Source organism: Lachnoclostridium sp. An131 (assembly GCF_002160825.1).
Lineage (GTDB): Bacteria > Bacillota > Clostridia > Lachnospirales > Lachnospiraceae > Laedolimicola.
The window spans coordinates 168818-182383 of the sequence record NZ_NFLI01000007.1 but is presented as its reverse complement, the minus strand read 5'-3'; the positions used below and the strand labels follow the sequence as shown (position 1 = coordinate 182383).

Annotated in this window: 16 protein-coding genes; 1 reads left to right on the top strand and 15 read right to left on the bottom strand. The window is 50.3% G+C overall.

All coding sequences use genetic code 11. From position 1 onward, the window contains the following. Nucleotides 1-463 precede the first annotated feature (463 nt). Complete coding sequence (locus tag B5E77_RS07700) at nucleotides 464-991, top strand: hypothetical protein (protein ID WP_087164770.1); 528 nt, start codon at nucleotides 464-466, stop codon at nucleotides 989-991. A 66-nt stretch (nucleotides 992-1057) separates the two neighbouring features. Here B5E77_RS07700 and B5E77_RS07695 read toward each other — a convergent pair whose 3' ends face one another. The 15 genes from B5E77_RS07695 to B5E77_RS07625 all read right to left on the bottom strand — a co-directional run bounded on the left by B5E77_RS07695 (nucleotide 1058) and on the right by B5E77_RS07625 (nucleotide 13559). Then, a complete protein-coding gene (locus B5E77_RS07695; protein ID WP_087164769.1) occupies nucleotides 1058-1333 on the bottom strand; it encodes an acylphosphatase in 276 nt (91 codons plus the stop codon). A 90-nt stretch (nucleotides 1334-1423) separates the two neighbouring features. After that, the gene (locus tag B5E77_RS07690; protein WP_242963666.1) at nucleotides 1424-2932 is read right to left on the bottom strand and encodes a sensor histidine kinase; all 1509 of its coding nucleotides are present in this window, start codon (nucleotides 2930-2932) and stop codon (nucleotides 1424-1426) included. A gap of 3 nt (nucleotides 2933-2935) precedes the next feature. Then, the gene (locus B5E77_RS07685; protein WP_087164767.1) at nucleotides 2936-3610 is read right to left on the bottom strand and encodes a response regulator transcription factor; all 675 of its coding nucleotides are present in this window, start codon (nucleotides 3608-3610) and stop codon (nucleotides 2936-2938) included. 70 nt (nucleotides 3611-3680) lie between these two features. Further along, complete coding sequence (locus B5E77_RS07680; protein WP_087164766.1) at nucleotides 3681-4082, bottom strand: DUF2752 domain-containing protein; 402 nt, start codon at nucleotides 4080-4082, stop codon at nucleotides 3681-3683. A gap of 1 nt (nucleotide 4083) precedes the next feature. Beyond that, complete coding sequence (locus B5E77_RS07675) at nucleotides 4084-4350, bottom strand: hypothetical protein (protein WP_087164765.1); 267 nt, start codon at nucleotides 4348-4350, stop codon at nucleotides 4084-4086. Nucleotides 4351-4628: 278 nt separating this feature from the next. Continuing rightward, nucleotides 4629-4811, bottom strand: coding sequence for a 50S ribosomal protein L32 (gene rpmF / locus B5E77_RS07670; RefSeq protein ID WP_087164764.1), 183 nt, complete (start codon nucleotides 4809-4811; stop codon nucleotides 4629-4631). 14 nt (nucleotides 4812-4825) lie between these two features. Then, complete coding sequence (locus B5E77_RS07665; RefSeq protein WP_087164763.1) at nucleotides 4826-5347, bottom strand: YceD family protein; 522 nt, start codon at nucleotides 5345-5347, stop codon at nucleotides 4826-4828. Between the two features lie 71 nt (nucleotides 5348-5418). Then, the gene (locus B5E77_RS07660; protein WP_087164762.1) at nucleotides 5419-6612 is read right to left on the bottom strand and encodes an acetate/propionate family kinase; all 1194 of its coding nucleotides are present in this window, start codon (nucleotides 6610-6612) and stop codon (nucleotides 5419-5421) included. Between the two features lie 55 nt (nucleotides 6613-6667). Continuing rightward, nucleotides 6668-7234: a PduL/EutD family phosphate acyltransferase gene (locus B5E77_RS07655; protein WP_087164761.1), complete on the bottom strand. Its 567-nt coding sequence runs from the start codon at nucleotides 7232-7234 to the stop codon at nucleotides 6668-6670. A gap of 239 nt (nucleotides 7235-7473) precedes the next feature. Beyond that, on the bottom strand, nucleotides 7474-8535 hold the full coding sequence (locus tag B5E77_RS07650) for a lactonase family protein (RefSeq protein WP_087164760.1): 1062 nt from the start codon (nucleotides 8533-8535) through the stop codon (nucleotides 7474-7476). Between the two features lie 12 nt (nucleotides 8536-8547). Beyond that, nucleotides 8548-9834 (bottom strand): glutamate-1-semialdehyde 2,1-aminomutase, encoded by a 1287-nt coding sequence (gene hemL / locus B5E77_RS07645; protein ID WP_087164759.1) that lies wholly within the window; start codon nucleotides 9832-9834, stop codon nucleotides 8548-8550. Then, nucleotides 9834-10817, bottom strand: a complete 984-nt coding sequence (gene hemB / locus B5E77_RS07640; protein WP_204248030.1) for a porphobilinogen synthase — start codon at nucleotides 10815-10817, stop codon at nucleotides 9834-9836. Before hemB ends, hemL begins: the two co-directional genes overlap by 1 nt. 8 nt (nucleotides 10818-10825) lie before the next feature. Beyond that, on the bottom strand, nucleotides 10826-11311 hold the full coding sequence (locus tag B5E77_RS07635; protein ID WP_242963665.1) for a precorrin-2 dehydrogenase/sirohydrochlorin ferrochelatase family protein: 486 nt from the start codon (nucleotides 11309-11311) through the stop codon (nucleotides 10826-10828). After that, the gene (locus tag B5E77_RS07630) at nucleotides 11308-11784 is read right to left on the bottom strand and encodes a YbaK/EbsC family protein (protein ID WP_087164757.1); all 477 of its coding nucleotides are present in this window, start codon (nucleotides 11782-11784) and stop codon (nucleotides 11308-11310) included. Before B5E77_RS07630 ends, B5E77_RS07635 begins: the two co-directional genes overlap by 4 nt. Before the next feature lie 80 nt (nucleotides 11785-11864). Beyond that, a complete protein-coding gene (locus B5E77_RS07625) occupies nucleotides 11865-13559 on the bottom strand; it encodes a molecular chaperone HscC (RefSeq protein WP_087164756.1) in 1695 nt (564 codons plus the stop codon). Between the last annotated feature and the right edge of the window lie 7 nt (nucleotides 13560-13566).

Here is a 13566-nt window from a genome sequence, read left to right as displayed (position 1 = left end):
TTCTGGCAATCTCTTTCCCGTTTACTGTTATAAATAGGTTTTGTTCTTTGAACAATTCTCTTTAGAATTTTCAAGGATTCTTAGCACTGTTCAGTTATCAAGGTTCGCTTTCCGCTGACCCGCTCTCGCGGACAGCTCATATATATTATCATGTGTGTTCCTGTTTGTCAACAACTTTTCTAACTTTTTTGAAGTTTTTTGTCGCTGCTTTTTGGAACAACCCGCTGTCCCTTGAGACAGCTTAGTTAATTTACCATACCATGGAACGAATGTCAACAGCTTTTTCGATTTTTTTCAACTTTCCTTACTTGCAAAAGTAAATTCCACCCCGTCTTACAAGCTGGAATTTACTTTTTCAATTAACCATTCTAAAAATATTGAAAATTATCTTCTATTTTCTTATAATACTATAGATATACAGAATTCTATGCTAAAAGCTGCACCGATGAAAGGAGGGACAGGCGTGGGCTGGCGTTTTCATAATCAACATTCTCCTAAACCGCTTACCCAGGAACAGGCGGATGCTCTTCTGGATCGTATTATGACAGAGCTGGAGCTGGATGGAACCCCCCTGCCCTCACCCTCAAAGAGAAAATATTATCGCATTGTAAAAAGACGCCGGCTGATAAAGAGGATTGCTGCGGCTGCATGCCTTTTCATTGTTCTTGCCTGTATGGCTCCCGGAACTGTAATCCCGGTTTCTATCTCGGAGCTCCAGACAGCGCCAGCTTCCGATTCCTCTTCTGTGCAGGTAACCTTTCAGCTGAATTCCGTCATACCGGTTCGTGAAGTAACCGCGCAGGTCAACAATCGTCCTCTTTCCGTAGACAGCCACGGGTATCAGCAGTACACTGTCACCGTAGAGGAAAATGGATACCTGCTTCTGGATGTATGCTCTATCACCGGAATGCACAGTACTCAGGGAATAGAAATCAGCGGAATCGATACTCAGGCCTCCAAAGGCATCAGCTGCCAACTCAAAAATATATAGAAGTATGAAAGCGGGACGCCGCAAACCGTCAGACTTGACAGTTTTGCGGCGTCCCGCCTTTTAATTTTAATACGTAAATTTCGTCGAAAATTTCTGTTCCTTTTCCTGGAGTGGAATATTGGTACATTCCACCTCCTCTATCCGGATATACGGCGCATTTCTCAATGAAATAAGCAGCTGATTAATCAGCGTTTCGCGGCCCTGAACCTCCATTTCCACGCGGCCGTCACTTAAATTTCTCACCCAGCCGGTCAATCCCAGGCTCCGGGCGTAATAAGCCGACTGGTACCGGAAACCCACACCCTGTACCCGGCCTGTAAAAAAAATATGCTTTCTGATCATAACCCATTCACCTCAGTCCCCAGGCCTCTCTCTCTGCCGTTCCGGCAGATTCACCTTACGGCCCAGGCCGCCCTCTCTTGACGCTCCGCGTCAATTCACCTTGCCATCCAGTTCAAACCAGAATTCCACGCCGTTATCGTAATTTTTCACGCCGCACTCCCGGTGAAGCGATTCCATAATCGCCTTTACAATCGAAAGCCCGATGCCGCTTCCTCCATATTCCCTGGTTCTTGCCTTATCTACCTTATAGAATTTCTGCCAGATCTTCTCCAAATCCTCTTCCGGAATCGGCTTCCCTGTGTTAAATACAGAGACGCGGACGGTATCTGTCTCTTTTAAGATTTTTACCTCAATTACCTTATCAAATTCGCAGTGGTTGATGGCGTTGCTGATATAATTCGTTACGACCTCCTCCACCTTGAACTCGTCGGCCCAGACGTCGATTTCCTCTGTTTCCCTAAAGATTAGACGGATCCCCTTCTGCTCCATCAGGATCTTGGATGAATTCAATACATTCTGAACCAGAGACGTGATATCAAAGCGCTCCATTGCAACCACATCATTGCCAAACTCCAGCTGATTCAGAGAGAGCAGATTTTTGACCATCGTATTCATCTTGCCTGCTTCGTCCATAATGACTTCGCAATAAAAATCACGGCTCTCCGCATCGTCGTTGATACACTCCTTCAGGCCTTCCGCATAGCCCTGAATCAGAGCGATTGGCGTCTTCAGCTCATGCGACACATTTGACAGGAACTCTTTCCGCATCTCGTCTATCTGTGTCTTCTGCTCAATGTCCTTCTGCAGCTCGTTGTTGGCCGTCTTCAGCTCGGAAATCGTCTTCTCCAGGGCCTCAGAGAGCTGGTTGATATGATGGCCCAGCACGCCAATCTCATTCTGTACATTCGAAGTAAATTTCGCGTTGAAGTCCAGCTCTGTCATGCGCCTGGATATATCAGCCAGTTCCAGAATCGGTTCTGAAATACGCCTGGACAGCCACCAGATCAGAAGAGAACTGATAACCACCGCAAAAAAGGCAATATAAAGGAAAAACCGATTGGAGATAGCCGCGCTTTCCCGTATGCTTTCCAGGGCCGTCTGCATGATAAAGGGTTCGCCTGTATCCAGGGTGCCTACCACCTCCAGATAATCCGCCTGTGTCAGATAATCCCGGCTTTCCCGAAGCAGATAATTTTCTTCCTGATTCAGGACGATAATGTCCCGGCTTTCTACGCCAAAAATATAATTATAAAGCTTCTGCCGGAGAATCTGATAATCCCGGTTTGTGTACAGCCTGGGAGTTCCGCTGCTGTCCATCACAAAGACAGATATGTTGTCCGTACTGCAGATCAGATCAAGCTCTGATATAAAATCATCTTCGCTCTCTCTTTCCTCCCGGAATCCCTGGTTCAGCACCTCGTATGCGCTGACTACTACCTTTTTCTTGTTATTGAGATAATACTTTTCCAGAAACAAAGCGTTTACAAGTCCGCAGCAGAGAAAGGTTCCAGCCATGACTCCGATAAAGACAGCCGCCAGCTGGCGCTTGATGGAATGATTCATCCGGCGTTTTTCCGAACCTCTCTTCTTAAGTCTCATAGCCTACACCTCGAATTTATACCCCATACCCCAGATGGTCTTAATCATCTCTCCTTTATCTCCCAGCTTGCTCCGGAGCTTCTTTACGTGGGTATCAATCGTTCTGGCGTCTCCAAAATAGTCGTAATTCCACACATTGTTCAGGATCTTTTCCCTGGAAAGGGCAATTCCCTGATTCTCCATAAAATAAGCCAGAAGCTCAAACTCTTTAAAGCTTAAATCCAGTGCTTTTCCGTCCAGAGTCACAATATGAGCCGCCTTATCTAGCTCGATCCCACCGGCGCTCAAGATGTCGCCGCCCTCTCTGCCGCTGGTCCTCCGCAGAATCGCCTCAACCCTGGCTACCAGAATTTTGGGGCTGAAGGGCTTGGAAATATACTCATCCACCCCAAGCTCGAAGCCCTGCAGCTCATCCCGCTCATCTGACTTCGCAGTCAGCATGATAATCGGTACCTTAGAGTAAGCGCGTATCTCACGGCAGGTCTGCCAGCCGTCCATCTTTGGCATCATAACATCCAGAATCACAAGGGCAATTCCTTCTGTACCGAAAAAAACATCAAGGGCCTCCGCGCCATCGCCTGCCTCCAGAACCTCAAAATTCTGTTTTGTTAAAAAATCCCGGACCAGCTTGCGCATCCTGCTCTCGTCATCCACCACAAGAATCTTTAATTTATCCATAGACAATTCCTCCTGTCATTTTCGCAGGCTCTTTCTATCATATATGGTCTGATTATAACAGAGAAATATGTTACTTTTGTGAACAAAAAAGAAGAATATTTCGCAGCAGCGTATTTCCGGCCAAAATTACAAGCCCCAGCAGAACACAGCCCTTCCAGAAGCTCATGGGAACTCTGCGCCTGCTGTGGAACAGGCGCTCTCTGGTCTCCTCCAGGATATAGACCGTATAGACAAAAACGCTGTATGGCACAATCGGATGATACAGAAATGCCTTTGCCACATCACCGTGAACCAATGCCAGCACCGCTCTCGTACCGCCGCAGGCCGGACACCAAAGCCCGGTGGTCTGATAGATCACACAGCCCGGTATCGCAAAAAGCTCTTTCCCTGCAGTAAAATAAAAAATCAGACCAGCTGCCAGAATTCCTCCGGCAGCCAGACTGACAATGTAAGCGTAGGTTCTATTACTCATTTTATTTCAAAATCTTGATGCCCCCGATAAGCGGAACAGGCTTCTCTTCCTGATTAATAGCCGCAATCAGTCCCATGATCCAGCATACAATTATAAAAATTCCCCAAATTTGGCCAAGACACGGGATCCATACCAAAAGTCCAAACAGGAAAATCACAAGCGCCTGATTCAGATGAAACTTTGCGCCCTCCTTATCACCTGCACAGAAAGCAATAATAAGTCCTATCCATGTGATGTAGGCTACTATACTGGTTGTTTTTTTGTCCATAATGCTCCCCTCTCATTCGTAGTTATTTAACCGTTCTCTTTCCGGCTTATACGCCTATTGTACCCTATTCACATTCAAATGTCCATCTCTTCTTTTCATCCTTTTTTAAATGTTTGTTCATTCTTTTTTAATATTTGGTAAACCCGGCGTCTGGAAATCAGAAAAGCCCTGCGCCCTCCACCGCCTGCACAAAACCGCTTTTCAAAGCTTTTCCCATACAACAAAAAAGGAAACAAATGCATGGAACCCAGCACTTGTTTCCTTCTTTCAGTTTCAGATTAATCCTCTACAGCGATAATCTCTTTTTTGTTGTAGCTTCCGCAGGACTTGCAAACACGATGAGGCATCATCAGAGCTCCGCACTTACTGCACTTTACAAGATTCATCGTGCTCATCTTCCAGTTTGCTCTTCTCTTATCTCTTCTTCCCTTGGAAGATTTATTCTTAGGACAAATAGACACAGGTTACACCTCCTCTAATTACTGTTCTTAAATATCTCGGCTATGACCGCCATTCTCGGGTCCAACTCCACTGTATCACAGCCGCAGGGACCTTCATTCAGATTCCTGCCGCATTTCCTGCAGATACCCTTGCAGTCCTCTCTGCACAGCGTCTTCATGGGCCAGTTGACCAGAAGCTCACCGTACACAAGCTTTTCTGTGTCCAGGTTGTACCCAATGATAAAATCGGTTTCGTCCAGATCATCAATTCTGCCCTCCGCAGTCTGCTTCATATCCACCTCCCTGGAAATCGTGAGGGGAATCAGCGTCTCTACCTTGGTCAGGCAGCGGTCACAGGGAATCTCCGTCTTGACCTTTACGCTTCCTTCGATCAGCAGCTTGTCTTTGCCGAGGTTCGTAAGCGTAAGCTGAAGCGGTTCTTCCTCCGACAGGGGATAGCATCCCAAGCCTGTATCGAAAGACTTAAGCTCTGTCTCCACTGTCCTCTTTACCACTTTTTCATCACAGGACAAAACATCTGTCAGATTGATCAGCATAGTTCTCTCCCAATGCACACTAGGCTATTATACTCATTGTAAGGAGGTTTGTCAAGTAAAAAATATTTACTTTACTGTACCAGGCGGAGGGTCTCCCGTGCAATGGCCAGCTCCTCGTTTGTCGGAAGAATCATTACCTTCACCTTGGAGGCCGGAGTAGAAATCATGCGCAGCTGTCCGCGGCAGTCATTCGCCTCGTCGTCGATCTCCACGCCAAGGTATCCGAGGTAATCGCAGATAGCCTTCCGTCTGATCTTGTCATTCTCGCCTACGCCGGCAGTAAATGCGATGGCGTCCACACCGTTCATGGCTGCCGTATAAGCGCCGATGTACTTCGCCACACGGTATACAAAGGCCTCCAGAGCCACCTCTGCCAGATGATTGCCCTGCTCAGCCGCCTTCTCCACGTCACGGAAGTCGCTGGAAACTCCGCCGCTCATGCCGAGGATACCGGACTTCTTGTTCAGAATGTTCAGCATCTCGTTCACGTCCTTGCCCTCCTTGTTGCAGATAAACTGCAGGATAGCCGGGTCAAGGTCACCGCTTCTGGTTCCCATGATCAGACCTTCCAGTGGGGTAAGTCCCATGGAGGTATCTACGCACTTGCCGCCGATGGATGCGGAAATGCTGGCGCCGTTGCCCAGGTGGCATACGATAACGCGGCCCTTCTCCGGATCCAGGTCTGCAAATTTGAGCGCCTCGCCGGATACGAACATATGGCTGGTGCCGTGGAAGCCGTAGCGGCGGATGCTGTATTTTTCGTAATACTCATGCGGAATCGCATAAAGATAAGCCTTCTCCGGCATAGCCATACCAAAGGTGGTGTCAAATACAGCTACATTCGGAACGCCGGGCATAGCCTCCTCGCATGCCTCGATACCCATCAGGTTCGCCGGATTGTGCAGCGGTCCCAGGTCGAAGCACTCACGGATAGTCGCTTTTACATCCTCATTTACCTTGATGGATTCGGTAAACTTGATGCCGCCGTGCAGTACGCGGTGTCCTACTGCGGAAATCTCGCTGGTATCCTTGATTACGCCGTACTCCGGATCTACCAGAGCCTTCATAACCAGGGAAATTGCCTCGGTATGCTTCGGCATAGGCTCTTCGACTACCATCTCCTTGCCGTTTGCCTTATGGGTCAGCTTGGAGCCTTCGATTCCAATTCTCTCACAGAGGCCTTTTGCCATTACGCTCTCATTGTCCATATCAATCAGCTGATATTTCAGAGAAGAGCTTCCGCAGTTCAATACTAAAATCTTCATAACTATGTATTCCCTTTCATTCATATATTCGGGCCTGTACGCCCTGCCTTCGCTTTTATTTTACGATCTCGCCGTATACCTCTCCCGCGCAGCCTGCTGCATTGGACTCATCCGTATCAATGTGCATAGCCAGGGCATACTTGGGGCTTACACGTACGACTACATCTCCGAAGATCAGGCTTCTTCCGTCTGTATCAATTTTCACAGATACGATATCCTTGTCCTTTACGCCCATCTTCTCCGCATCCTCGGGAGTCGCATGGATATGACGCTTCGCAGCGATCACACCTTCCTTCAGCTCTACCTCTCCTGCAGGTCCTACCAGCTTGCATGCGCCGCTGCCTGCCACATCGCCAGACTCGCGAATCGGAGCCACCACACCGATGGAACGTGCGTCTGTCAGAGACAGCTCAATCTGGGTCTCCGGACGTACCGGTCCGAGAATGGAAGCCATCATTTCTTTCTTGCTTCCTACGATCTTTACCTTCTCATTGCAGGCAAACTGGCCCGGCTGAGACAGATCCTTTTTCTTTGTCAGCTCATAACCCTTGCCGAACAGAGTCTCCAGATCCTCCTGGGTTACATGTACGTGACGTGCAGATGTTTCAACGATGAATTTCATGATACATTCTCCTTTTCTTAATTGTAGTGCTGTTTCACAAATCCGCTCCCTCGTTCTGGTATGAAGCTTCACATTCCCGCCAGAAAGGTGCGCGGTCTTATTTACATTTTATGTGCTTTTCTCTGGTTTTTCAAGCCCTGGCCCCAAAAAGTTTGTACTTTTATTGATACAAAAGGGCCCGGAACGCAGACCAAAAGGCTGCGACGGCTCCCCAAAGGCCAGCGCATCCTGGAAGCGCCCTAATTCTGCCCATATACCTCAGAAACCAGAATGCAGTTTGGCGTCTCAATCGGAATAGGATGCCCCTTCATCGTAAAGTATTTCTTGTCGTAATGAACCTCAAAAATTGTAATCGTATTGCTTTCATGGTTCAGGGACATGATATGCCGGTTATCCGGGAAGAAATCTATCGCCTTCGGATAATCGCCGCTGACAGGAAGGATACAGATCTTTTCCAGGAGTCCTGTTTTCAAATCCACATGGAAAAGGCCCGCTGTATTGTCCCCTGCATTCGTGCAGAGAACCTTTGTCCCGTCCTTGGAAAAGCGCAGGGCGCAGGCAGCGCTGGTAGCCGAATGATAATCGTTCAGCGTAGGCACCTTCTGAAGAAGCTCAAAGGAAGGATTCTTTCCGCTTCCGTCATAGCTGTAGACAGAAATATAGTTTTTCAGCTCACTGATCACATAGGCGAACCTTCCGTCCCTGCTGAATTTAATGATGCGGGGCGCCGATTCCAGCTCGCAGAACAGCAGATCATACAGGGCGATTTTTCCCGACCTCTGATCAAACTTATAGATTTTGATCTGATCCGTTCCCAGATCAACCGCGCAGAGATATTTTCCGTCCGGCGTCAGATTCACACAGTTGACATGTGGGCGGAAATTGCGCTCCGCCACGCTTCCAAGGCCCTTGTGAAAGACCTCGTCCGTCATCTTTCCTACCGTTCCGTCCTCATTCAGGCGCATTACCGTCACCTTGCCGTCATGCCAGCCAGCCACAAAGAGATAGTGATCCTCCTTATCCGTAGAGAGATAGCACCCCCTCATTCCCTCTATGCTGGCACAGTTTAAGGGCTCCAGATCTCCGTCCGGAAGCACGGTAAAGGAACGGACTCCCTCATCTGCAATAGAGTACAGGAACTTTCCGTTGTGCGACATTTTAATGTAGGAAGGGTTGTTGATGGGAATGACCTTGCGCTCTGTCATACTGCCATTCTCCACATCCAGATCAAACAGATGGATGCCCACGCTGTTCCCATGGGTGTAGGTGCCTACATAAGCTACGTACTTCTTTTCGTCCATACTGACCTCCTCTTAGAACTGACTCTCTTTCAGATAATTTTTAAAGCTCTCCAGCACTCCTTCCAGCTCCCCGTCTGTCATCGCCGCAGAAAGGAACATGGCTTCAAACTGGGAGGGCGCAAGATAGATTCCCTGTCTCAGCATAAAGGAAAAATACTCTGCGAACGCCTTTGTGTCCGACGTCTTTGCCTGGGCATAATTGGACACCGGGCCTTTCGTAAAGAAAATACAGCCCAGAGAACCGATATGATTCAGCTGCCAGGGCTTTCCTGCCTCTGCAAGCGCATCCTTCATGCCTTCAAAAAAGCGGTCCGCCTTCTGATTCAGATCCTCATAGAAGCCCGGCGTATCCCGAAGAAGCCGAAGGCCTGCCAGTCCCGCCGCCATCGCAACAGGGTTTCCGCTTAAGGTGCCAGCCTGATAGACCGGTCCGGAAGGCGCGATAAGCTCCATGACCTCTCTCCTGCCTCCATAAGCGCCCACCGGCATACCGCCGCCGATAATCTTTCCAAAGGTAGTCAGATCCGGACGGACGCCAAAGTATCCCTGCGCTCCGGACAGGCTCAGACGGAAGCCCGTGATCACCTCGTCAAAAATCAACAGAGCGCCATACTCGTCACACACCCTGCGAAGCCCTTCCAGAAAGCCTTTTTCCGGAAGCACCACGCCCATATTGGCAGCCACCGGCTCTACGATGACCGCCGCAATCTCAGAACCGCAGGCCTGGAAGAGCTCCTTCACACTCTCCAAATCATTGTAGACGGCGGTGAGGGTATCCTGCGTACAGCCTGCCGGCACACCTGCGCTGTCCGGAATTCCCGCAGTCATTACGCCGGATCCCGCCTTCACCAGCATTGAGTCGCTGTGACCATGGTAGCAGCCCGCAAATTTTACAATTTTACTGCGGCCTGTAAACCCTCTGGCCACACGGATAGCGCTCATAACAGCCTCCGTACCGGAGTTTACCATGCGGACCATGTCAATGGACGGCACCAGGCTGCAGATGAGCTCTGCCATCTCTACCTCCCGTTCTGTAGCCGCTCCAAAGCTTAAGCCCTCCCGGCAGGCCTCCTGCACCGCTTCCAGGATCACGGGATGGCTGTGTCCCAGAATCATGGGGCCCCAGGAGCCCACAAAATCCAGATAGGTATTCCCATCCACATCTGTCATATAAGCGCCCTTTGCCGACGCAATGAAACGGGGCGTCTCTCCCACCGATCCAAAGGCCCGCACCGGAGAATTCACGCCACCCGGAATAAAGCGCGCAGCCTCAGTAAAAAGCATCTCCGATCTCGTCATTATCCGATTCTCCCTTCATCCATGAAGCCCGCAAGCTCTTTTGCAAAATAAGTAAGGTACAGATCCACGCCTGCCCTGTAGGCGCTTGCAGCTGTCTCGCAGATAATGGCCGCCTCATCCACGTAGCCAAGGGAGCCTGCTGCCTTGATCATGGAATACTCGCCGCTTACGCTGTAAGCTGCTATCGGCAGGACTGTATTTTCCTTTACCTCAGAAACTACATCCAGATAGCTCATAGCCGGCTTCACCATAATGATATCCGCGCCCTCTTCCACATCGAGAAGGGCCTCCTTCACAGCCTCCCGGCGGTTGTGATAATCCATCTGATAGGATTTGCGGTCGCCAAAGGCCGGAGCGCTTCCCGCCGCGTCACGGAAGGGACCGTAGAAGGCTGACGCATATTTTACCGCGTAGGACATGATGGGCGTCTCCAGGTATCCGTGCTCATCGAGAAGCTCACGAATAGCTGCCACACGGCCATCCATCATATCAGAGGGCGCTACCATATCTGCTCCCGCCTGTACCTGGGACAGGGCAATTTTCGCCAGATATTCCAGCGTCCTGTCATTGTCCACATAATCGCCCTTCAGGATTCCGCAATGCCCGTGAGAGGTGTACTCGCACATGCAGACGTCACCGATGCAGTAGAGATCCGGAAACTGCTTCTTCGCCTCCCGAAACGCCTTCTGCACGATTCCGTCCTCCGCGTAAGCGCCGCTTCCGCAGGCATCCTTGTGATCCGGAATTCCGAAAAACATCACGCTTCCCACGCCCGCTTTCACCACTTCCTCCAGCGCAAAGGAGAGCTGGTCAATGCTGTAGCGGTACTGTCCGGGCATCGTCGGGATCTCTTCCTTTACACCTGTCCCTTCCTTTACAAAAAGCGGATAAATCAGCGAGCTTTTATCCATCCGTGTCTCTCTTACCATTTTCCGCAAAACGCTTCCTTTTCTCAGGCGCCTGGGCCTGATACTCATATCCATATTGTCCGTCATGACTCTTCTGCCTCTCTTTCTCTTTGTGCCAGCAGACCTCTCACCTCCGCTGCCACCTCTTTTGCAAGCCTGTGATCCTTTCCTTCTGCTGTGATTCCGGCCACAATGCCGCCCCCGAGTGCGACGCCCGGAAAATAAAAATCACAGTTCTCTTTATCATCCGCAAGGTTTACCGGAATCCCAAGCTCTCTGCACTCTTCTCCAACCGCCAGATTCACTTCTCTTTGATCTGTAGCTGCCAAAGCCAGAACCGCTCCGTCAAAAAGGCCCGGAAGCCCCGGGCGGTACGCCTCCTTCCGCCATATCAGTCTTCCCTCGCCCGAAAGGCTTTTGACCTTTTCTGATGCCTCAGGCGCCAGCACCGTGATACGGGCTCCAAATTCCAGAAGCGTGCAGATTCTGCGCGAAGCGACAGCCCCGGCTCCCACCACAGTAATCTTCTTTCCTTCCAGATCGATAAACAGGGGAAAATAGCGGCTCATGCTTCCTGCCATCCCTTGCAGACGTCGATCCACTCCTTCGCCCGGGAATATTTCTCAAGCTCTTCCATGGAAAGCTCAATCGCGCTGTTCGCGCTTCCTGCCGCCGGAAATACAGTCTCAAACCGTCTCAGCGACTCATCCAGGTAGACGTCTACACTGTCCGGGACTCCAAAGGGGCAGACGCCTCCGATGGCATGTCCGATGAGCTCCGTCACCTCATCCCCTTTCAGCATCTGGGCCTTCTTGTGAAACTTTGCCTTATATTTCGTGTTATCTACCTTGGCGTCTCCCGCCGCCACAATCAGAATCGGCTGATCCTCTACCTTAAAGGACAGTGTCTTCGCGATTCTGGCCGGCTCGCAGCCTACCGCCTGAGCCGCGAGCTCCACGGTCGCGCTGGAACTGTCAAATTCCAGAATTCGGTTCTCCATTCCGTAGTCCCGAAAATAGCTTCTTACGATTTCAATTGACATTTTTCATATCCTCCTCTTTATCTTCAGCGGCAGCTCCTGGAAAGCCGCCTCCGGAATTTCATCTTTACCGGAGATATTTTTTACAGCTCTTCCTCTTCTATCTCCTTTAAGACCTCCTTTAAGGCCTCCCGTCCTTCTTCTATCTTTCCTCTGTCCCGGGTATTCAGGATTTCCTCAAAGCTTCGAATCTGCAGATCCAGGAAACGCCGTACATCACCCATACTTTCCTCATACATGCGTTCCGCGCGCAGAAGCAGCAGCTTATTCTCCTCCTGATCCCTCGGATGAATTTTCAGATAGGAAAGCTCCTTCATGCGCTCCGCGATCTCCTCATCCGTCATCTCATTTTCCTGGCTTTTGATGATCTGCTTTTTGACCTCACCTGTGGATATTACCTTGACCTCCACCTCCAGGATAGAGTTGATATCATAGGTATAGGTCACGTCTACCGCTTCTTCGCCTGCCCGGTTCTTCGGCACATTTACCGTAAGCTCTCCGAGCAGCAGATTGTTGGCCGCAAACCGGCTCTCTCCCTGCAGGATATTGATCGTAAGCTTTGTCTGATCGTCGCGTATCGTGTAAAACCTCTCTGTACGGCTGGCCGGAATCACGGTGTTCCGCTCTATGATCGGGCAGTAATGCCCGGACTCAAATCTTCCGCCTCCCCGGTCGATGGTGACCTCCGTACCCAGCGTAAAGGAGCATACGTCTGTCAGAATTACTTCCTTCACAGCAGCGTTCCGCTCCTTCATCGCGGCCTGAATCGCAGCTCCCAGCGCCACCGCCTCGTCAGGGTGTACCGACGTGTCCGGGAACTTCCGAAACAGCTTCACGATGAAATTTTTCACGACAGGAAGACGGGTCGCGCCGCCCACCAGAACGATCACATCAATATCCGAAAGCCTGATGTGTGCGTCCGAAAGGCTTCTCTGAACCGGCTTCCGGATTTTCTCCAGAAGCGGCTCGCACTGCTCCTCGTACTCCTTCAATGTAATCTCCAGCTGCTCCTCCTTTCCATCCAGGATGCAGGAAAAGAGGCTGCAGGTGCTGTCTGTGAAGCCAAGCTTACAGTCCTCTGCTGCTTTATGTATCATTCCTCTTGTCTTTGCATCCAGCTTGTCCGGATCTATCTTCTTTTTCTGAAGAAACAGCTTTTCCAGCACATCTGTAAAGTCTTCTCCGCCCAGATAGTTGTCCCCGGCCACAGCCCGGACCTCAAGAATATTTTCAAAAAGCTCCAGGATGGAGACGTCGAAGGTCCCGCCGCCAAGATCAAAGACGAGAAATTTCGTATTTCTTGTCTTTTCATACAGCCCATAGGCAATGGCCGCAGCCGTAGGCTCACTGATAATACGCTCTACCTTAAGTCCTGCCAGCTCTCCGGCACGCTTTGTTGCCTTGCGGCGCTTATCGTCAAAATAGGCTGGCACGCTGATGACCGCTTCCGTCACCGGCTCCCCCAGATAGCTTTCCGCATCCTCCTTCAAGGAGCGGAGCACAAAGGAAGAAAGCTCTTCAGCTGTAAACTCCTTCTTTCCCAAGGCAAATTTTTTCGTGCTTCCCATGCTCCGTTTAAATACAGAAGCTGTACTGCCCGGATAGAGAAGCCCACGCTCCTTTGCGGTCTCTCCCACATAAATCTGCTCGTCTTCGTCCATGCTGACCACAGACGGCGTCAGGTGCTTCCCGAGACGGTTCGGGATAATCCTTGGGCCGTCCTCCCCATAGTATGCTGCCAGACTGTTTGTCGTTCCCAGGTCAATTCCAATTATCATGTCTTAC